General features: G+C 68.6%; 21 protein-coding genes, 1 tRNA gene and 1 pseudogene. 16 read left to right on the top strand and 7 right to left on the bottom strand.

Annotated elements, in window-relative coordinates; genetic code table 11:
- Positions 1–2: 2 nt before the first annotated feature.
- The 4 genes from BG28_RS08320 to BG28_RS08305 are packed head-to-tail and all read right to left on the bottom strand — an operon-like array spanning position 3 to position 2018.
- Positions 3–431 carry an NADH-quinone oxidoreductase subunit K gene (locus tag BG28_RS08320; protein WP_235181038.1) on the bottom strand — a complete coding sequence of 143 codons (429 nt, stop codon included), beginning with the start codon at positions 429–431 and terminating at the stop codon, positions 3–5.
- The gene (locus tag BG28_RS15655; RefSeq protein WP_036475695.1) at positions 428–1372 is read right to left on the bottom strand and encodes a hydrogenase subunit MbhD domain-containing protein; all 945 of its coding nucleotides are present in this window, start codon (positions 1370–1372) and stop codon (positions 428–430) included. The genes BG28_RS08320 and BG28_RS15655 overlap by 4 nt, the downstream gene beginning before the upstream one ends.
- Positions 1369–1734: a monovalent cation/H(+) antiporter subunit G gene (locus BG28_RS08310; protein ID WP_036475693.1), complete on the bottom strand. Its 366-nt coding sequence runs from the start codon at positions 1732–1734 to the stop codon at positions 1369–1371. Before BG28_RS08310 ends, BG28_RS15655 begins: the two co-directional genes overlap by 4 nt.
- Positions 1731–2018: a hypothetical protein gene (locus BG28_RS08305; RefSeq protein WP_051501196.1), complete on the bottom strand. Its 288-nt coding sequence runs from the start codon at positions 2016–2018 to the stop codon at positions 1731–1733. The genes BG28_RS08310 and BG28_RS08305 overlap by 4 nt, the downstream gene beginning before the upstream one ends.
- A 286-nt stretch (positions 2019–2304) precedes the next feature.
- On the opposite strand from BG28_RS08305, the gene BG28_RS08300 reads away from it, so the two are divergent.
- The 9 genes and pseudogenes from BG28_RS08300 to BG28_RS08265 all read left to right on the top strand — a co-directional run bounded on the left by BG28_RS08300 (position 2305) and on the right by BG28_RS08265 (position 9886).
- Entirely contained in the window at positions 2305–2913 is a 609-nt protein-coding gene (locus tag BG28_RS08300; RefSeq protein ID WP_369797215.1) for a carbohydrate ABC transporter permease, read from the top strand.
- The gene (locus BG28_RS16780; RefSeq protein WP_369797214.1) at positions 2871–3233 is read left to right on the top strand and encodes a carbohydrate ABC transporter permease; all 363 of its coding nucleotides are present in this window, start codon (positions 2871–2873) and stop codon (positions 3231–3233) included. The genes BG28_RS08300 and BG28_RS16780 overlap by 43 nt, the downstream gene beginning before the upstream one ends.
- Before the next feature lie 95 nt (positions 3234–3328).
- A pseudogene (locus tag BG28_RS08295) lies at positions 3329–4188 on the top strand (carbohydrate ABC transporter permease).
- Between the two features lie 97 nt (positions 4189–4285).
- Positions 4286–5605 (top strand): ABC transporter substrate-binding protein, encoded by a 1320-nt coding sequence (locus tag BG28_RS08290; protein WP_036475692.1) that lies wholly within the window; start codon positions 4286–4288, stop codon positions 5603–5605.
- A 114-nt stretch (positions 5606–5719) separates the two neighbouring features.
- Positions 5720–6457 (top strand): dienelactone hydrolase family protein, encoded by a 738-nt coding sequence (locus BG28_RS08285; protein WP_036475690.1) that lies wholly within the window; start codon positions 5720–5722, stop codon positions 6455–6457.
- A gap of 101 nt (positions 6458–6558) precedes the next feature.
- Positions 6559–7119: a dimethylamine monooxygenase subunit DmmA family protein gene (locus tag BG28_RS14425; protein WP_152539248.1), complete on the top strand. Its 561-nt coding sequence runs from the start codon at positions 6559–6561 to the stop codon at positions 7117–7119.
- Positions 7116–8051 (top strand): PDR/VanB family oxidoreductase, encoded by a 936-nt coding sequence (locus tag BG28_RS08275; RefSeq protein ID WP_036475688.1) that lies wholly within the window; start codon positions 7116–7118, stop codon positions 8049–8051. The genes BG28_RS14425 and BG28_RS08275 overlap by 4 nt, the downstream gene beginning before the upstream one ends.
- Positions 8048–9049 carry a DUF3445 domain-containing protein gene (locus tag BG28_RS08270; RefSeq protein WP_036475687.1) on the top strand — a complete coding sequence of 334 codons (1002 nt, stop codon included), beginning with the start codon at positions 8048–8050 and terminating at the stop codon, positions 9047–9049. The genes BG28_RS08275 and BG28_RS08270 overlap by 4 nt, the downstream gene beginning before the upstream one ends.
- Before the next feature lie 9 nt (positions 9050–9058).
- Positions 9059–9886, top strand: coding sequence for a LysR family substrate-binding domain-containing protein (locus tag BG28_RS08265; RefSeq protein WP_084479578.1), 828 nt, complete (start codon positions 9059–9061; stop codon positions 9884–9886).
- On the opposite strand, the gene thiE is transcribed toward BG28_RS08265, so the two are convergent.
- The 3 genes from thiE to BG28_RS08250 form a co-directional block, all read right to left on the bottom strand.
- Entirely contained in the window at positions 9783–10493 is a 711-nt protein-coding gene (gene thiE, locus BG28_RS08260) for a thiamine phosphate synthase (RefSeq protein WP_051501223.1), read from the bottom strand. The genes BG28_RS08265 and thiE overlap by 104 nt on opposite strands.
- Before the next feature lie 168 nt (positions 10494–10661).
- The gene (locus BG28_RS08255) at positions 10662–11216 is read right to left on the bottom strand and encodes a type 1 glutamine amidotransferase domain-containing protein (protein ID WP_036475685.1); all 555 of its coding nucleotides are present in this window, start codon (positions 11214–11216) and stop codon (positions 10662–10664) included.
- A 163-nt stretch (positions 11217–11379) separates the two neighbouring features.
- Complete coding sequence (locus BG28_RS08250; RefSeq protein ID WP_036475684.1) at positions 11380–11991, bottom strand: malonic semialdehyde reductase; 612 nt, start codon at positions 11989–11991, stop codon at positions 11380–11382.
- A 344-nt stretch (positions 11992–12335) separates the two neighbouring features.
- Between BG28_RS08250 and BG28_RS08245 the strand changes: the two genes are divergently transcribed.
- From BG28_RS08245 to BG28_RS08215, 7 genes are all read left to right on the top strand, one after another.
- Positions 12336–12406 (top strand) — tRNA-Gly (locus BG28_RS08245).
- Positions 12407–12408: 2 nt separating this feature from the next.
- Complete coding sequence (locus tag BG28_RS08240; RefSeq protein ID WP_051501193.1) at positions 12409–13836, top strand: FAD-dependent oxidoreductase; 1428 nt, start codon at positions 12409–12411, stop codon at positions 13834–13836.
- 14 nt (positions 13837–13850) lie between these two features.
- Complete coding sequence (gene thiS / locus BG28_RS08235; RefSeq protein ID WP_036475683.1) at positions 13851–14090, top strand: sulfur carrier protein ThiS; 240 nt, start codon at positions 13851–13853, stop codon at positions 14088–14090.
- Positions 14091–14102: 12 nt separating this feature from the next.
- Positions 14103–14912, top strand: a complete 810-nt coding sequence (locus tag BG28_RS08230; RefSeq protein ID WP_036475681.1) for a thiazole synthase — start codon at positions 14103–14105, stop codon at positions 14910–14912.
- Between the two features lie 15 nt (positions 14913–14927).
- Complete coding sequence (gene moeB, locus BG28_RS08225; protein ID WP_036475680.1) at positions 14928–16199, top strand: molybdopterin-synthase adenylyltransferase MoeB; 1272 nt, start codon at positions 14928–14930, stop codon at positions 16197–16199.
- 28 nt (positions 16200–16227) lie between these two features.
- Positions 16228–18219, top strand: a complete 1992-nt coding sequence (locus BG28_RS16775; RefSeq protein ID WP_369797213.1) for a Cof-type HAD-IIB family hydrolase — start codon at positions 16228–16230, stop codon at positions 18217–18219.
- Positions 18220–19053: a glycerophosphodiester phosphodiesterase gene (locus tag BG28_RS08215; RefSeq protein ID WP_036475675.1), complete on the top strand. Its 834-nt coding sequence runs from the start codon at positions 18220–18222 to the stop codon at positions 19051–19053.
- The last annotated feature ends 29 nt before the right edge of the window (positions 19054–19082 follow it).

Genomic DNA, 19082 nt, shown 5'->3' with positions numbered 1-19082 from the left:
GTTCACTGCTCAGCCTCCGGGTCCTGCGCGGGCCCGCCGGACTCGGGGTCATCTCGGCGTTCGGTGACCGGGACGCCTTCGATCCGGCGGATCAGCACCGCACCCAGCCCGGTGAAGGCCACCGTGATCACCAGCCCGGTGATCACCAGCGCCGAGAGCACCGGGTCGATCCCGGGCCCGGAGCCGGCGGGGTCGACGGATTCCGCGGAGCGCGCGGCCAGGGCGAGGATGATCATCAGCGACCCGATCCCGGTGACGTTGAGCGCGATCAGCCGGGCGACCAGATCCCGGGTGAGCAGCATCCGCACCATCCCGATCACGGCCACCGCGGTGCCCAGGAGCAGGTACCACTGCACCTGGGTCAGCTCGACCCCGAGGAGGCCAGCCTCGACGAGCGCACCCAGGGCCCCGGTGGAAGAAGCGAGCATCATGCGTTGACCTCGCGCTGTACCGGATTCTCCAGGCACAGGTAGATGGCGTAGAGCCCGGCCGCGATCCCCAGGGTCAGCAGGACCTCGATGCCCAGCAGCACCGGGAAGGAGAAGGGTGCGCTCAGATGCGCCAGGGCGGCGAGGATGAAGGCGACGACGCCGGCCACCAGCACCGGGCGCAGCCAGCGCAGCGTGAGCTTCTCCAGCGGCACATGGGCGCTGCGCAGCAGGATCAGGACCGCGCAGAGCACGGCTCCGGACTGGAATGCGCCGCCGGAGTCGGTGCTGCCGGCGAAGAGGAGCCACAGCCCGGCCAGGAACAGCGCCGGGGCGAACACCCGGATCAACCAGTGCAGACTCGATGGGATCGAGGGCTGAGCCCCCAGCGCGGCGGAGAGCCCAGCGCGAGGCCCGACATCATCGCGTCCCAGGGCGAGCACCGCAACGGCGGTGAGCATCAGCACCGCAGATTCGAGCAAGGTGTCATAGAACCTGAAGACCAGCAGCACCCCGGTGATCTCATGCTCCACGCCCGTGCGGTCCATGGCGGCGGTCACTGCGGCATCCCAGGCGGGCAGCGACTGTTCGGCGCGCAGCCAGACGGCTGCGGTGATCAGGATCAGGGTGACGGCGCTGAGCGTGCCCACCGCCGGTCGAAGCCATGGCCACCGCGGGGCGGTGCCGGCATCGGGGGAGGGCTGGGCGGGGGAGCGGACGGAGACCCAGACCAGGAGTGCGGCGAGGATTCCGCCACCGATCCCGGCCTCCGCCAGTGCCACATCCACGCTGCCCAGCCGCAGCCAGGCCAGCGTGGTCAGCGCGCCCAGGCCGAGCAGGCCCATGGACTGGGCCAGACGGGAATGGGGAAGCACCGTGCACAGCACCGAGGCGAGCAGCCCCACGCCGAGGACCAGGTCGGCCGCGGGCACCGCGCCGGTCACGAGGGAGTCTCCGGGGAGTCTGGGGATTCTCGAGTCGGTCGCGTCCGCGGGTCGTCCTGGCGCTCGCGGGAAGGCTCGGCGGCGTCCAGTCCGCCCAGCACATGCGCCGAGATCGATGCCGCGGCCAGGGCCAGCACCCAGGCCAGCGCCAACACCGCGGCGCCGGTCCAGCTGCCCAACAGCAGCGCGACCCCGGCGAGCACCAGGCCGAGGCCCAGATTGTCGGCCTTGGTGAGGGCATGCAGTCGGCTGCGCAGATCGGGGAAACGGATCAGCCCCAGAGTGCCCACCGTGAAGAAGAAGGCGCCGGCGAGGATCAGCGTCAGCGCAAGCAGCGCAAGCAGCGCGGGCAGCTGGCTCATGCCGCCGCCTCCGCGCCGGGCGGTGGGATGCGCCGGGGCAGTCCGGCGCGCACCGCGGCCGCGACGGCAGCCGTACCGGTGAGCACCAGCGCCACGTCCAGGTACCGGGAGCCGTCCTCGGAGAGGGCGGCGAGCACCGCGGCCAGGGCGGCACCGGTGGTGCCGGTGAGCAGGACCACCAGCAGCCAGTTCCCCGCCAGGCCGCGGCGGGCGAACACGCTCAGAGCCAGGACGTAGTTGGCGAGCAGCACTGCGAAGACGCCCAGCAGCACCACGTCGATCATCACCGCTCCTCATATGTCAGGAATGTGTCCGGGGTCGGGGGTGCGGCACCGGCCGTGCCGATCGTAGACCAGCCGGGCAGACCAGCCGCGCCGACCAGCCGCGCCGACCGCACCAGCCGAGCCGACCCCACCAGCCTAGCGATCTGATTCCGGCGGCCAGGACATACACTGTGCCTCTGTGACCTGTCTCTCAATTGGGGCGGGTTCATGTGGAGTTCACGTGCTGTCATCCTTGACTTCAGTGGTGTGGCTAACATGAGGGCAGTAAAGACTGGAAGGAAGCTGGATGAGCTCTGCTGTGCAGACTGAGCAGGAACGGACGCGTGTTCGCGCGCACCGACGACGGCAATCGAAGAACTGGTCCCTGTTCCTGCTCTTCGCTGGGCCGAACATCCTGCTGATCCTCGCGTTCATCTATTACCCGCTGTTCTCCAACATGTACTACTCCACCCTGGACTGGCGGCTGGGCTCCTCCAGCGCCACCCAGATCGGGCTGGAGAACTATGCCGCCTTCTTCACCTCCGACTCCGGACTGGAGGTCTGGCGGGTCACGGCCATCTTCACCGCCGGAGCGGTGCTGGGATCCATGATCCTGGGGCTGTTGATCGCGCTGGTGCTGAACAAGAAGATCCCCGGCAAGACCGCGGCCCGCACCGCCGTGTTCTCTCCCTATGTGCTCTCCGGGGTCGGGGTGGCGATGGTCTGGAACTTCATCTTCGACCCCACCCGCGGTGGCCTCTCCCACATCCTGGGATTCTTCGGGGTCAGCTCCCCGGAGTGGTACCTCAACGAGGACTGGTCGCTGTTCATGGTGATCATCGTCTATGTGTGGAAGAACCTGGCTACTGCGCCGTGGTCTTCCTGGCCGGACTGCAGTCCATCCCGAAGGACCTGATCGAGGCGGCGACCATCGACCGGGCCGGCCCGATCCGCCGGTTCGTCTCGGTCACGCTGCCGCTGCTGACCCCCACGGTGTTCTTCCTGCTGGTCACCAACATCCTGTTCTCGATGACCAACGCCTTCGACATCCTGCGCACCATGACCCCGACCGGTCACGGCACCAACACCATCATCTTTGAGATCTACCTGCAGTCCTTCGGCGCCTATCAGCGAGCCGGATACTCCGCGGCCATCGCCGTGGTGCTCTTCTTCACCCTGTTCTTCATCACCGCTGTCCAGCTGCGCTTCGTCGAGCGGAAGGTGCACTACTCATGAGCCTGACCCGATCGCGAACCCCCAAAGATGATGCGCAGCGCCGCGGCATCGCCCCCGAGGACAAGAAGAAGCTGACCAAGGCCGAGCGCAAGCAGATGCGCCGGGGCAGCTGGCTGGACGCGTTCAGCCGGCAGAACCTCGCCGACACCATCCTCACCGGATACCTGCCGATCTTCGTGGCGCTGATCGTGATCGTGCTGCCGCTGGCCTGGATGGTCTCCTCCAGCTTCAAGCCGCCGACCGAGATCGTCACGCTGAACCCGACGCTGCTGCCGCAGGACCCCACCCTGGACAACTTCGGCAATGTGGTGGATCGAGTGCCGCTGCTGACCATGTTCGGCAACAGCATCTACGTCACGGTGGTGGGCTCCAGCATCAAGGTCCTGCTGGCCGTGACCACCGCCTACGCGCTGGTCTTCATCAAGGTGCCCGGACGCAACTTCATCTTCCTGGGCATCCTGGTGGCCCTGATGGTCCCGCCCGAGGTCTCGATGCTGCCGAACTACCTCACCATCACCGGCCTCGGCGGCCGCGACACCCTCTGGGGGATCATCCTGCCGGGGCTGGGGACCGCCTTCGGCACGTTCCTGCTGCGTCAGCACTTCATGGCCCTGCCCAAGGAGATGTTTGAGGCCGCCGAGCTCGACGCGCCGGACACTTCCGCAAGCTCTTCCAGATCGCGGCGCCGGTCTCCATCCCGGCCATCGCCACCGTCGGGCTGGTCACCGTGGTCAACGAGTGGAACAGCTTCCTGTGGCCGCTGGTCATCACCGGCAGCGCCGAGAAGATGACCCTGCCGGTGGGCCTGAACCTGCTGCAGTCGGTGGAGACCCAGGCGGGCAGCTACGGGATCCTGATGGCCGGCGCGGTGATCGTGATCGCCCCGATGCTCATCATCTTCGCCGCGCTGCAGAAGTACATCGTCGCCGGACTGACCCAGGGCTCCGTGAAATGACCCCATTCGAACTGCTCTGCGCCCTCGCTCGACCGCGCGCCACCTAGACCTCCCTGTCACAGATCCGAATCATTCACCGCACCACAAGGAGCACCTGATGAAAAAGCTGAACAGCAGGACGACGACGGGCGTGGCCGCCCTGAGCATCGCCGTACTCGCGCTGAGCGCCTGCGGCCCGGACACCTCCGGTGAGGAACAGGAGGCCGGAGAGGGCGTGGACTGGACCGAGGTGGAACCGGCCGAGGAGATCGTCTTCTGGTCCAACCACCCCGGTGGGTCGGTGGATCAGGAGGAGGAGCTGATCGCCGCCTTCGAGGAGGAGTCGGGGATCTCGGTCACCCTGGAGAACTCCGGCGCCACCTATGAGGAGACCTCCCAGGGGTTCCAGACCTCTCAGGGCACCGGGGCCACCCCCGACGTCGTCGTGCTCTCCGACGCGACCTGGTTCCCCAACTACCTCAATGATTCGCTGCTGGCGGTCGATGAGGTGCTGGAGGCTGCTGAGGTCGACACCGATGGCTATGTGGAGGCCCTCTACGAGGACTACGTCTACGAGGACGCCCACTACGGCGTGCCGTATGCCCGGTCCACCCCGATCTTCTACTACAACGCCGACCACTACGAAGAGGCCGGCATCGACGCTCCCCCCGAGACCTGGGAAGAGGTCGGCGAGGTCTCCCAGCAGCTGATGGAGGCCGAGACTGCGAGCTCCGCGTTCTCCTTCCCGCCCCAGGAGGAGTACCCCGCCTGGTGGATGCAGAACCTGATCTGGGGCTATGGCGGATCCTGGTCTGACGAGTGGGACTTCTCCCCGGTCGCCTCCGAGCAGACCGTGGAAGCCATCGAGTTCGCGCAGGACGCCACCGGTGACTGGGCCTCGGTCTCCTCCGGGGACCCGGCCGACGACTTCGGCTCCGGCGCCACCAGCCAGATCGTGCAGTCCACCGGCTCGCTCGGAGGCATCCTGGACACCGCTGACTTCGAGGTCGGCGTGGCCTTCCTCCCCGGCGGTCCCGAGGCTGAGGGTGAGACCCCCACCGGCGGTGCCGGTCTGATGATCTCGGCCGACTCCGAGCCCGAGGAGCAGCTGGCCGCAGCGATGTTCATCGGCTTCATGACCAACACCGAGAACACTGCGATGTTCTCCGAGGCCACCGGGTACATGCCGGTCCAGCAGGACGCGGACATGTCCGCCGTCTACGAGGAGACCCCGCAGTTCCAGGTCGCCGTCGAGCAGCTGGAGCGCGCCCGCTCGCAGGACAACGCCCGGGTCTTCCTGCCCGGCGGTGACCTGGAGCTTTCCCAGGCGCTGCAGGGCATCCTGACCAACGATGTCGATGTGGCCGAGGAGATGGAGTCCGTGCAGTCCTCACTGGAGGAGCTCTACGAGCGCGATCTGGCCTCTGAGCTGGAGTAATCACCGCAGCACCTGCATCACACAGCACCGCCGCTCGACCCGTCGGGTCGGGCGGCGGCTGTGTGTGGTGGCTCTGTGTGATGGCGGTCTCTGTGGATTCGTTAGAGTCAGACCATGAGCGAACAGACCCCACACCAGAACACCAGCTTCTCCCTCAACAGCGCCGGCACCGGTGACCGGACCGGGGATCAGGCCAGTGATCAGACCGGTCACGGCTACCTGGCGCTGCCCGAGAGCGGCTCCGGGCCCGGGGTGATCGTGATCCAGGAGTGGTGGGGACTCACCGACCACATCAAGGAGGTCACCGACCGGCTCGCCGGAGCCGGCTTCGTCGCCCTGGCCCCGGACCTCTACGGCGGCTCGATCACCCACGACGGGGACGAGGCCGGAGAGATGATGTCGAAGCTTCCCGCCGAGGAGGGCGCCCGGCTGCTCGCCGGCGCCACCGATCACCTGCTGGGGCTGGATGCGGTCACCTCGGCCACGGTCGGGACCATCGGCTTCTGCATGGGCGGCGGGTTCGTGCTGGCCATGGCCGCTCAGCAGGGCGAGAAGGTCTCCGCCGCCGTGCCGTTCTACGGAGTTGGTCAAGGTGTCCCGGAGAGCTGCGCCGGGATCACCGCAGCCGTCCAGGGCCACTACGCGGAACACGACGAGAGCTACCCGGTGGAGCGCGCCCGCGAGCAGGAGGAACAGATCCGCGCCGAGTCCGGCGCGGAGGTCACCTACTTCTACTACGACGCCGGCCACGCCTTCCACAACGACACCAATGCTGTGGGCACCTACGATCCAGACCTGGCGCGGCTGGCCTGGGACCGCGCAGTGGAGTTCCTCGGGGAGAAGGTGGCCTGAGCCCGGCGCTCGCCTCCGAAGCCTCTGCAGAGCCTAGAGGGGGAGGTATCGTGTCGGCTACGGGAAACACTCTCTCTCACCTGGGAGGACCGATGGCGCCGGTGTCAGACACGACGAGCGTTCCCGCCTGGGCGCGTGTGCCTGGCGCGCAGCCGGTGGATCCGGCAGCGGCCTGCTGCACGATCCTCAGCTATGGGGCGAGGTCGCTCGCCGCAGGGTGGAGCAGCGAGCTGACCGACCTGGGCATCGGACACCGCGTCATCACGCTGACCTCCGGAGACCAGGCCCGGGAGCAGGGCCTGCTCACCGAGGAGCTTCAGCGCGCCGTCGTCGGGTGGCGGCTGATGCTCGTGGGGCCGCTGGCCGACGTCCTGCGGGCCCGTTCGCGGGCGCTGAAGGCCGGGCTGCTCAATGCGGAGATCATCCTGAGCACCACCGAGGTGGAGCGGATCCCCGTGGTCTGCGCTCATTGCCGGGCCATGACACTGGCTACGACGCTGGCTACGACCCTGGCCGCCACTCGGACGACTCAGCTGCTCACCTGTCGGGGCTGCTCGGAGACCTTGGTGGTCCAGGACCATCTCTCGCCGCTCGCGGGCGGCTTCCTGGGCGTCAAACATGACGCGGAGCAGCCAGTCGACGCCCGCGCAGGGCTGGCATGAGCACCTTCGCACTGGAGGTCATCGAGGTGGTCGACGCCGCCCCCCAGGTCCGCACGCTCACGCTGGCGCGTCCCGATCGCGGCTGGCTGCCGTCCTTCACCCCGGGAAGCCACCTGGTCCTGGAATGTGGACCCTCGATCAACGCCTATTCGCTGCACGGGGATTCCCAGATGCCTGAGGCCTACCGGATTTCGGTGCTGCGCACCGGGGTCGAGGCTGGCGGCTCGAGCTGGCTCCATGAGCGACGCCCGGGGGACACGGTGCAGGCTCGGCCGCCGCGTTCGCTGTTTCCGCCGATGCATAACGCCAGCAAGCACCTGCTGATCGCCGCGGGCATCGGCGTCACCCCGATCCTGTCGCATCTGCGCGCAGCCGTCCGCTGGGGTCATCCGGTGGAGGTCCACTACCTGCACCGGCCCGGTCACGCGGTTCACCTTCCGGAGCTGCGCGACCTTGCTGGGGATGCGCTGCGCAGCTTCACCGACCGGGGTGCATTCCGCGCCGAGCTCCAGCGCAGCCTGCAGCGCCAGCCCATCGGCACCCACCTGTATTGCTGCGGACCAGAGGGCTTCATGGACGCGGTCCGCGAAGCGGCAGCCCAACGCGGCTGGCCGCTGGAACGGGTGCACATCGAACGTTTCGGCACCGACGTGCTGGACCCGGGAGTCTCTTTCGACGTGGCGCTGCGCGTCTCGCAGCAGATGATCACGGTGCCGCCCGGTCGGAGTCTCCTGGAGGCGCTCGAGGAACAGGGGATCGCAGTGCCCAACCTCTGCCGTCAGGGTTTCTGCGGGGAATGCCGGATCCAGGTCACCGCCGGGATCCCGCTGCACCGCGACCACTATCTGCAGGCGCAGGAACGGGCCGCGAACGATTCACTCATGTGCTGCGTCTCCCGAGCCGTGTCCGACCGGCTCGAGGTCCCGCTATGAGCACTGAACCGGACCTCAGAGACGACATCCGCGCCTTTCCCTTCCCCTTCACCCAGGACACCTACCGGTACTCCATCAACCTGGGGCCCGCGGGTCAGCCCGTGCACACCCCAGCTGGTCAGTGGGGAGACAGCGTGGTGCACATCGATGGGCGATACTCCGAGGAACTTGCCCAGCGGCGGGACATTCTGCGCCGGGACCCCTCGCGGAGGCAGGTGCTGGCGCATATGCGCCCCGCCGCCTGGGACGCCATGCTGACCCTGATGCGGGAGCTCAGCCTCGCCTACCCGGACACCATGACGCTGCATCGTGAAGCCGCGGGAAGGTTTCACTGGATCAACCGGCGAACAGGGATCGATCAGCGGTTCGCCTACGGGGATCCCCGCACGCTCCCGCAGGAGCCGTTGGCGTTCATCGGTGACCAGGTCCAGGAGGACATCGTCCTGCTGGATCAGCGCGAGGCTCAGCTCTTCGTGGATGCGGGACTGGTCTGCTTCGCGTCGAACTGGTCCTTCGGCTTCAACTTAGGCATGAGCTTCCTCCAGGTCCACGGGCCGGTGCCGCGGATCCATGACACCGGTATCGCCGCCCGCGCCGAGAAGTTCGCCATGCGCCTGCAGCCGGGTGAGCCGTATCGCCGGACCAACTGGTCGCTGAGCGTCGGTGGGCGCCTGGATCAGTCCACCGAGACCTACCCCGAGTGGGGGCCTGCCCGCGGCCGGACCCTCGACCTCGAGGATGCCGCCTTCGGTGCCGAGGTGCACCTGCGGGTGGAGGTTCAGCACCTGGTGCGGCTCGCTGAATCCGGCTGCGTCATGTTCCTGATCCGCACCTACCAGCTCCCCTTGGAGGTCATTGCGCAGGTGGAGCCCTGGCGGGACAGGTTGGCGGCGGTGCTCGCCGAGCTGCCCGAGGACATGGCCGACTATAAGGGCTTCCTGGTCTACCGGGATCGCGCGGCGGACTGGCTGAGGGCCCGAGCGCCCGCTGCTCCGTAGACTGACCCGATGAGACTGGGAGCCATACCGGGTGCGACGCCGGACAAATGGGTGACACGCTGGCGCGAGCGGTACCCGGACTTCGCGCTGAGCGTGGACCGCTTCGACGAGGCGGGTCAGCTGGAGCGGCTGCGTGCCGGCACCGTGGACGTCGGCTACATCCGGTTTCCCGAGGACACGCCGGCTCCCACCGGTGAGGACCTGCACCGGGTCTGGCTCTACCGCGAGGCCCCAGTGGTCTGCGCCTCCCGCGATCATTGGGTGGCCGCCGCCGAGAGCTCAGTGACCTGGGAGGAGATCGCCGCGGAGCCGTTCTTCAACCCGGCTGAGATGCTCCCCGCTGCAGAGCCGGAGCAGACCACCGGCGCCGAGGACGTCCACACGCCCAAGCAGGGAGCCGATCTCGCAGCGGGTGAGCGGATGGCACTGGAGGTTGTCGCCTCAGGTGCCGGACTGGTGGTCCTGCCGAACTCGGTGGCCCGGATGCTGGCCCGCCGAGACATCGTGATCCGCGAGATCGAGGGCATCCCCGGCTACGACGTGGGCCTGGCCTGGCTACGCGAGGCCGACGGCCCGGTGATCCAAGAGTTCATCGGGGTGGCGCGCGGTCGGAAGCCCGGCAGCGGTCGCAGCGAGATCAGCAGCGGCGTCGAGCCGAAGTCCGCGTCGAAGTCCGCGTCGAAACCCGGGGCCACCTCTGGTGCGAAGCCCGAGTCGAAGCAGAAGCCGAGCCCTAAGCGGGCAGCTGCTCGCGCAGCGCCCGGGCGCTCGCGGCTGGGTCAGAAGCCTGGGTCACGGCGCGGACAACCACCACGCGGTCGGCGCCGGCCGCGGTGACCTCGCCGATGTTGGTCTCATCGATCCCGCCGATCGCGAAGAAGACCTTCGAGCTCTCCAGGCTCGCCGCCTGGGCGGGCAGCTCGAGTCCGACGGCGGCGCGGCCCGGCTTCGTCGGGGTCTCCCAGATCGGCCCGGTGCAGTAGTAGTCCAGGCCGATGTCGGAATCGGCCTCCTGGACCTGCTCGATGGTCTGGCAGGAGCGGCCGATGACCACATCGTCGCCCAGGACCATTCTGGCCTCTTCCGTGGTCAGGTCATCCTGGCCGACGTGGAAGACGTCGACCCCGGTGATCAACGCGACGTCGGCGCGATCATTCGCCGCAGAGAGCCCGCCGTATTCATTGGCGACCTGGCGCAGGAGGGTCAGCGCGGCGATCTCGGTCTGCACCGCCACACCCTTATCGCGAATCTGGATGATGTCCACGCCGCCGGTGTAGGACGCGACGAAGAACTCGCGCATCGCGTCGAAGTCCAGCTCATCCACCGGCCCGGCCTCCGGGCGGGTGATGAAGCGTTGCAGGTCGGTGCAGACGTAGAGCCGGGCCGAGACCAGGCGATCACGGCGCAGGTGGCCCATGTGGGAGGGGTGCGGAGTGTGTGCCATGGCCTCAGTGTCCTTCATGTCTCCACAGTAGGGCACCCCTGGGGGCTGTGCAGCGACCCAGATCCGAGATCGCGGGGCAGGCCAGGACTCAGAGCTGCGGCCAGGACCCTTGTCAGGTCTTGGCCGCAGCGTTTCTTCGCCTTCAGCTCATCGGCCGAGGCCGAGTGTTCAGACCTTGGAGACCAGGGTCAGGAACGCCTGGTTGAAGTCATCCAGATCATCGGGGGTCCGAGAGGTGACCAAGCGATCGCTGACCACGGCTGACTCGTCCACCCATTCGGCGCCAGCATTGGTGAGGTCAGTCTTCAGGGATGGGTAGCTCGTGACCCGGCGGCCCTTGACCTGATTGATGTCGGTGAGGATCCAGGATCCGTGGCAGATCGCAGCCACGGGCTTCTCGGCGGCGAAGAACGCGGAGACGAAGGTCTTGGCGTCCTCGTCGATCCGCAGGCTGTCAGCGTTCAGGGTGCCGCCGGGCAGGACCAGCCCGTCGTAGTCAGCTGCTGAGGCGGAGCCCAGCTGGACGTCGACGTCGAAATGGTCCGAGTGGTTCCAGTCCCCCTCCATCGCCTGCAGGGACTTCTGGTTGGGGGAGACGATCTTGGCGGTCCCACCGGCGGCCTTGATGGCGGCGATGGGCTCCGTGAGCTCCGGCAGCTCGACGCCGTCGGTGACCAGCAGTGCGATGGTCTTGCCGGTGATCTGTGGTGAATTCTCAGCCATGATGATGCTCCTTGGAATCGGTGGTCAGGTCCATGAGGGCCCGCTGCACCTGTGGAATCTAACCGGTGGCGCTGGTCGATGGCAACGCGCCTCCTGCACGCGAGCTGAAGGTGATGCGCGCTCGCGCGAGCCTGGGTGCTCGCCTGAGCTGGCGTGCAGGGGGTCAGAGGACCTGGGAGATCTGGGCGAAGTCGAAGCGCTCTCCGCGCGGGTACTGGGCGTCTTCGTCGGTGCTGGGGCCGTGGCCCACGTTGAGCACCATCAAGGTCTTCCAACCCGTGTCCGCGTGGACCTCGGCGTCGACCCCGGGGGCGTCGAGTCCGGCCATCGGCCCGACGTCGAGGCCGAGGGCGCGCAGCGCCACGATGAAGTACCCGGCCTGCAGGAAGGCGTTGTCGCGGCCCATCTTCTCGCGGAACTCGAGGCGCCCGGCGAACTTCTCGCGCAGCCCCTCGGCCTGGGGGTAGAGCGTGGGCATGTGCTCATGCCAGTTCGGGTCATAGGCGAGGACCACGGTCAGCGGTGCCGCGTAGGTCTTCTTGCCGTTGTCGCCCTTGAAGTGCTCTACGACGGCGTCGCGCCGTTCTCCGGGGTTCAGCACGGTCAGGCGCATCGGCTGGCAGTTCATGGAGGTCGGAGCCCAGCGGGCATCCTGGTAGGCCTGCTGGATCAGCGCCAGGTCCACCGCGCCCTCGGAGAAGAGGTTCGTGGTGTGGCGGCCTTCGAAGAGTTGATGCATGGTCTCGCGGTCCACTGCTGCAGTCGCCGTAGGCATGTGGGCTCCTCGTGCTCGTCGATGTGCGGTTGAAGATGCCGGTTGCGGCACTATCAACACCAACGCCGAAGGCTTGGGAGTTCTTCCCTCCGCCGCTCCATCCCGCCTCTTCCTCATCTATCGCATCCCTATGCCATGTCCCATCGCTATTTATGGAAATAACGATGGGACATGGCATAGCGATGCGACAGACGGGCGGGGCCCGGACGGGGGCCCCGGGTTGAGGGGACGGGGCGGGGCGTCGGGGTTTGGGGTGCGGGGTTTGGGAGCGTGGCCCGGGAGGGCGGCGCGCGTGACCCCGGCGCACCTGGTAATCTCGAACCCTGGCCGCAACCGGCCAGAATGCGGGCGTAGCTTAATGGCAAAGCTTCTGCTTCCCAAGCAGACGACGCGGGTTCGATTCCCGTCGCCCGCTCTGTGAACACCAGGGCGAACACCGCAGTCGTCGGCGCCGGCGTGATCGGGCTTCTGACCGCCTGGCAGCTGCGTCTGACTGGTCATGACGTCACCGTCATCGCACCGTCCATTGCCCAGGACGCCTCGTATGCCGCCGCCGGGATGCTGGCCCCGATCAGCGAGGTTCAATACGGCCAAGAGGATCTCTGGCCGATCATGACCGCCTCCCGCGCCGAGTATCCACAGTTCCTCGCCACGCTCTCCCGTGCCACCTCGGTGCCCACCGGATACCGCGAGAACGGCACGCTGCTCATCGCCGCTGATCGCTCCGACCGGGAGGCGGTCGCCGAGCTCGCGGTGGTCCAGCGTGATCACGGCATGGAGGTCACCGCGCTGACCAGCTCCGCGCTGCGCCGCCGCGAGCCGGGCCTCGCGCCTGGACTCTCCAAGGGCTGGGACGTCCCCAGTGATCATCAGATCGACCCGCGCCAACTGGTGAGCGCCACCCAGGCCGCGCTGGAGGCCGAGCTGGACCCGAGTCAGTTCCCCGGCGCCGGGGCCCCCGCCCGCTGGCTCACCGGCACGGTCACCGCCATCGACGAGTCAGCGGCCGCAGCTCCCGCCGCACCCAACGAACCAAACGTCCCGGCTCCGCGCTTCACCCTCACCATCCAGGACGGCGCGGCGCACCCGTTCCGCGCAGTGATGCTGGTGCCTGGCCTCGGCTACTCCGAGATCACCGGCCTGACCCAGGACTGCCCGCTGGACCTGCGCCCGATCCTCGGCGACGTGCTGCGCCTGCAGGTCAACCCGGCGCAGCTCATGCGCGGGGAATCCCACATCCTGGAGGCCACCGTGCGAGCGAAGGTCAACGGCCGCTCGGTCTACCTGGTCCCGCGCGCCGACGGGGGGCTGGTGATCGGAGCCTCCACCCGCGAAGACAGCCTCACCGGCACCCACGCCGGATCCGTCCAGGAGCTGCTCACCGACGCCGTCGCCGTGCTGCCCGCGGTCAAGGACATGGAGCTGACCGAGATCACCACCCGCGCCCGCCCAGGCACCCCGGACGAGCGGCCCTTCCTCGGGGAGCTGCACCCCGGACTGGTGGTCTCCACCGGCTACTCCCGCCACGGGATCCTGCTCGCACCGCTGGCGCCCGGCTCGGCGCATCCCTGCTGGGTCCGGGACGGCTGGGCCCGGAGCCGGAGCCGGAGCCGGAGCCGGAGCCGGAGCCGCGGGAGCCGGCGCCGCGGGAGACGGCGTCGCGGGAATCCGCGGGGGAGCTCAGCGCAGCGGACCAGCAGCTCCTTGCGAGCATGCGGCTCACCCGGCACCGGGGCTGACTCACTAGACTGGACCAGGCCCGCGTCGCACCGGCGGCGCGTCCCTGGATCGGACCAGGAACACACCCGGCCCGGGCTGTGTTGTGCCAAGACCACCCGCACCTGATGACATGGAGAACCATGCTCACCGTCCGCATCAATGAAGAACCCGTGACGCTGCCCGAGGATGCCACCGTGGTGGACGCCGTCGCCGCGACCACCGGGCGCAGCCTCAACCCCGACGGCACCCCCGCCGACGGCGGAAGGCTCGGCGTCGCCGTCGCACTCCACGCCGCCGTGGTCCCGCGCAGCCGCTGGTCCGCGACCCCCCTGACCGGGGGCGAAGACCTCGAGATCGTCACCGCCGTCCAGGGCGGCTGAGAAGAGAGTCCTATGAACACATCACTGCGCGCCGCAGACCTTCCCGCCCTGGAAGTCGGTGACTACACCCTGGCCAACCGCCTGATCATGGGCACCGGGGGCATCACCGACCTCGAGGCGCTCGAACGCGCCCTGCTCGCCTCGGGCACCAGGCTGACCACCGTGGCGATGCGCCGATACAGCCCCGAGACCAAGACCTCGGTGTTCTCGATGTTGGAGCGACTCGGCATCGACATCCTGCCCAACACCGCAGGCTGCTACACGGTCAAGGACACGGTGCTCACCGCCGAGCTGGCCCGCGAGGCGCTGGAGACGAACCTGATCAAGGTCGAGGTCATCGCCGATGAGCACACACTGCTCCCGGATGTGATCGAGACCCTCGAAGCCACCGAACAGCTCGCCGACCGCGGATTCATCCCGATGGTCTACACCTCCGACGACCCGGCCGTCGCGCTGCGCCTGGAACAGGCCGGCGCCGCCGCGGTGATGCCGCTGGGGGCCCCGATCGGCACCGGCCTGGGCATCCTGAACCGGCACAACATCGAGCTGATCACCTCCCGGGCCAGCATCCCGGTGGTCCTGGATGCTGGCATCGGCAGCGCCTCCGAGGCCGCCCTGGCCATGGAGCTCGGCTGCGACGCGGTGCTGGTCGCCTCCGCGGTGACCCGCGCCCAGCGCCCCACCGAGATGGCCACCGCGATGCGGATGGCCGTGCACGCCGGATACCTCTCCGCGCGTGCGGGCCGGATCCCGCGACGCGAACACGCCCTGGCCTCCTCCGGCATGGACGGCCGGATTTCCCCGATCGACGAACTCACCTGAGGACCCTGCCCCACGATGAATGATCTCTCTCAGTTCTCCCGCTCCCAGATGGAGCGGTTCCAGCGGCACTTCTCCCTGGACGGCTTCGGTATCGAGGCCCAGGCGAAGCTGCTGAACTCCCGCGTGGTGGTCATCGGCGCCGGGGGTCTGGGTGCCCCGATCCTGACCTACCTGGCCGCCGCCGGGGTGGGCACCATCGAGGTGATCGATCACGATGTGGTGGACCGCTCCAACCTGCACCGTCAGGTGATCCACTCCGAGGCCAGCATCGGGGAGCCCAAGACCGCCTCCGCCGCGGCGGTGATGCGCGGGCTGCACCCCGAGATCGTCATCCATGAGCACCGGGAGCCGATCACGGCCGCCAATGCGCTGGAGCTGATCAACGAGGCCGATATCGTGGTGGACGGCTCGGACAACTTCACGACCCGCTATGTGGTCGCCGATGCCTGTGAGATCGCCGATAAGCCGATGGTCTCCGGGTCGATCCTGCGCTTCGCCGGCCAGGTCAGTCTCTTCTGGGCCGGTCACGGTCCCGCCTACCGTGATCTCTACCCCGAGGCTCCCGACGCCGGGGAGGTCCCCACCTGTGCTCAGGCCGGGGTGCTCGGCGTGCTGCCCGGGGTGATCGGCTCGATCATGGCCACCGAGACGATCAAGTTCCTCACCGGCATCGGTGAGACCCTGCTGGGCAGGGTGTTGATCTATGACGCGCTGGATGCCAGCTTCCGCGAGATCAGCCTGCACCCGGATCCTGAGCGGGTGCCGGTGACCAGCATCGGCGCCGACGTCGCGGGACTCGGCGGGTTCAGCGAGGATGCCCCCGCCGCGGCAGCCGCCCTCGCCGCGGCAGCCGCGCAGGCTCCTGCCGCCCCCGCCCCGGACGCCGTCGAGCAGCCTGAATCGGAGCCCGCAGCAGATCAGCCCGCCGACGTCGAGGACCTCGACTTCAACCCCTTCACCGGGGATCCCAAGCTCGCGGACGAGCTCACCCCGAAGGAGCTGCGTGAGCTCATCGACGCCGGAGCGATCGGTGGGATCGTTGATGTACGGGAGCCCTGGGAGCACCAGATGGGCACCATCGAGGGCGCGGTGAACGTCCCGCTGCGCGATCTCTGGGCCGACGACGCCGGAGTCTCGGGACTCGAGGATGACGCCGGAAGACCTGTGGTGCTCTACTGCAAGATCGGGGTCCGCTCCCGTCAGGCGCTGGAAGTGCTGCGCCAGCGCCACCCGCAGGCGCAGCTGCGCAACCTCATCGGGGGCTATGAGCTTTACAGACAGCTCTAAGCCTTCCCCGGTGCGGTACTTTAGTAGCGTGAGTGCATACCTGGCGGTCATCGGAGAATGCCTGGTAGATGTCGTCCATTCGGAGACATCTGCCCCTAAAGCGCACGTCGGGGGCTCGCCGTTCAATGTCGCGGTGGGACTCGCCCGGCTGGAGCACGACGTGGTCTTCGCCGGTCGCCGCGGCGACGACGACTACGGCCGGATGATCGCGCGCAGCCTGCGAGCCCAGGGCATCACCGCCCTGCTCGACGCCGACGCCTCCCCGACCTCGGTGGCTCGGGCCACCTTGGACCCCACCGGGCAGGCCAGCTACGAATTCACCCTGGACTGGACGCTTCCCAGCGCCGAGGAGCTGGAGAACAAGTTCTGCGCCCTGGCCCGGGAGACCAAGCCTGCCGCCGCAGGCCCGGAACACGCAGACTCGGAACACGCAGGCCCGGAGCGCGGTGACCCGGTCCAGGCCGGTCCGCTGGAGCACCTCCATGCCGGCTCGATCGGGGCGATGCTCCAGCCTGGCGCGGAGACGGTCAAGGGGGTGCTGGATCGGGCGCGGGTCGTCGCGACCATCTCCTATGACCCGAACTACCGCCCCACCCTGGTGCCCAACCGCGAAGAGGCCCGGCGGCAGGCCGAGGAGTTCATCGCCCGCGCCGACGTCATCCAGGCCTCCACCGATGATCTCGATCTGCTCTATCCCGAGCGCAGCCACCGCGAGACCATGGAGGCCTGGATGCAGCTGGGGCCCGCCCTCGTCACCGTCACCCGCGGGCCTTCCGGGGCGATGGGGCTGACCCGAGCCGGCTTCGCCGAGCAGGAGGCCTTCTCCATCGAGGTGGCCGACACGGTCGCGCCGGGGACTCCTTCATGGCCGCCACGCTCTCCACGCTGCGCGGAATGCATCTGCTCGGCGCCTCCCGGCGGGAAGCGCTGCGGGAGATCAGCACCGAGCAGCTGGCCACCGTGCTGCGCACCGCCGCCCGTGCCGCGGCGATCAACTCCTCCCGCTTCGGTGCCCAGCCGCCCACCGCGGACGAGCTTGCCCAGGCGCTCGAGAGCTGAGCCGATGACCGAGCTCTCCTTCCCCGCCTCCGTTCCGACGCTCACCGGCGGACCGGTGCACCTGATCGCCAGCGACATCGACGGGACCATCCTCAGCTACACCCACACCCACTCCGGCACGGTCTCGATGCGCACCGTCGAGGCGTTTCAGGCCGCCCAGTCGGCGGGGGTCCGGGTGGTGCTCGTCACCGGACGCCCGGTGCGCTGGCTCAAGCACATCAGCCAGACGCTCGGGGCGCCGGGGACCGTGATCGCCTCCAACGGAGCGGTCATCTACGACCTCGCCGCCGACCGGCTGATCCACGAGTCCGCCCTGGACGCCGAGGCGCTGTTCAGCGTCAAGGACATGATCAGCCAGATTGATCCCCGCGCCTCCTTCGCGGCCGAGACCCTCCAGCACCTGCACATGGAGGAGCCCTTCATCGCCGGCTCGCTGTTCTTCGAAGCCGACCGCCGCCGCGCCGCCGGCGTCACCGAGGAGGACCTGCGGCTCGGACCGCTGGACGAGACCCTGGAGCGCGACGGGCTCAGCAACGCGGCCCAGACCCCGGGAAGTGACGTCACCAGCGCCCACGTGACCGACCGGGTCGTGAAGCTGCTCTGCAAGACCGACACCATGGCCCCGGATGAGTTCCTGGGCCGGGTCCAGGGGATGGTCGGGGACCTGCTCACCGTCACGCATTCCGCTCCCGGGGTGAGCCTGCTGGAGCTCTCCGCCCCCGGGGTGAACAAGGCAGCCGGCCTGGCCCGCTACGCCGCCTCCCAGCAGATCGATCAGGAACGTGTCGTCGCCTTCGGGGACATGCCCAATGACATCGAGATGCTCCGCTGGGCCGGCACCTCGTGGGCCGTCGGCTCGGCCCACCCGGAGGCCCGCTCCGCCGCGAACCACACCGCAGCCTCCTGCGACGAGGACGGCGTGGCGCAGGTGATCGAGAAGCTGCTCGCCGGAGAGCTCTAGATGCCCAAGCTCTCCCGCCGGCCGGCCTACCGGGATGTTCCGTACCTGTTGAACTCCCGGCCCGGCCCGCTGCACCATCGGCCGCTGGCCTTCGCGCACCGCGGTGCCGATCCGCGCCGGGAGAACACCATGGGCGCGTTTCGCCACGCGGTCGAACTCGGCTATCGCTACCTGGAGATCGACGTCCGCACGGCCGCCGACGGCACCCTGGTGGTCTTCCACGACGAGGAGCTGGACCGCGCCACCACCGGAAGCGGCCGGCTGAGCGAGAAGACCTGGGCGGAGCTCGCCGAGCTGCGGGTAGGCACCGGAGACGACGTCAGCGAACCTCTGGTGCGCTTTGAGGAGCTGCTGGACGCCTGGGACGACGTCCATCTCAACGTCGACCTCAAGGACGCCGCCGCGGTCACCGAGTTCGTGCGTCTCGTGGAGGAGCACCAGGCCCACGACCGGGTGCTCGTCGCCAGCTTCAACGATGCCCGACGCCACCGCGTCCGACGTCGGCTGACCCGGCCGGTCACCGCCTCCGGTGGCTGGGCGGCCACCGCGCTGATCGTGCTGCTGGGCCCGCTGGGGCTGATCGGCCGGCTCGGCGGTCGCATCGCCGAGATCGACTGCGTACAGGTCCCGGTCTCCCAGGGCCGGGTCCGGGTCGTGACCCCGCGCTTCGTGCAGCGCTGCCACCGGGCGGGCCTTCAGGTCCACGTCTGGGTGGTCGATGAGCCTGCCGAGATGCGCGAGCTCTTGGACATGGGCGTGGACGGTCTGATCACGGACGACGCCGAGGCGCTCGCCGAGGTCATGCGGGAGCGCTCCGTCTGGCCGCAGCGCTGATCCACGCCGCAACGCTGATCCGCTCCCCA

Source organism: Nesterenkonia sp. AN1 (assembly GCF_000582475.1).
In the GTDB taxonomy this organism is placed as follows: Bacteria; Actinomycetota; Actinomycetes; order Actinomycetales; family Micrococcaceae; genus Nesterenkonia; species Nesterenkonia aurantiaca.
Note: the sequence above shows the minus strand (reverse complement) of the source record. Positions and strands in the feature narration are given on the sequence as shown.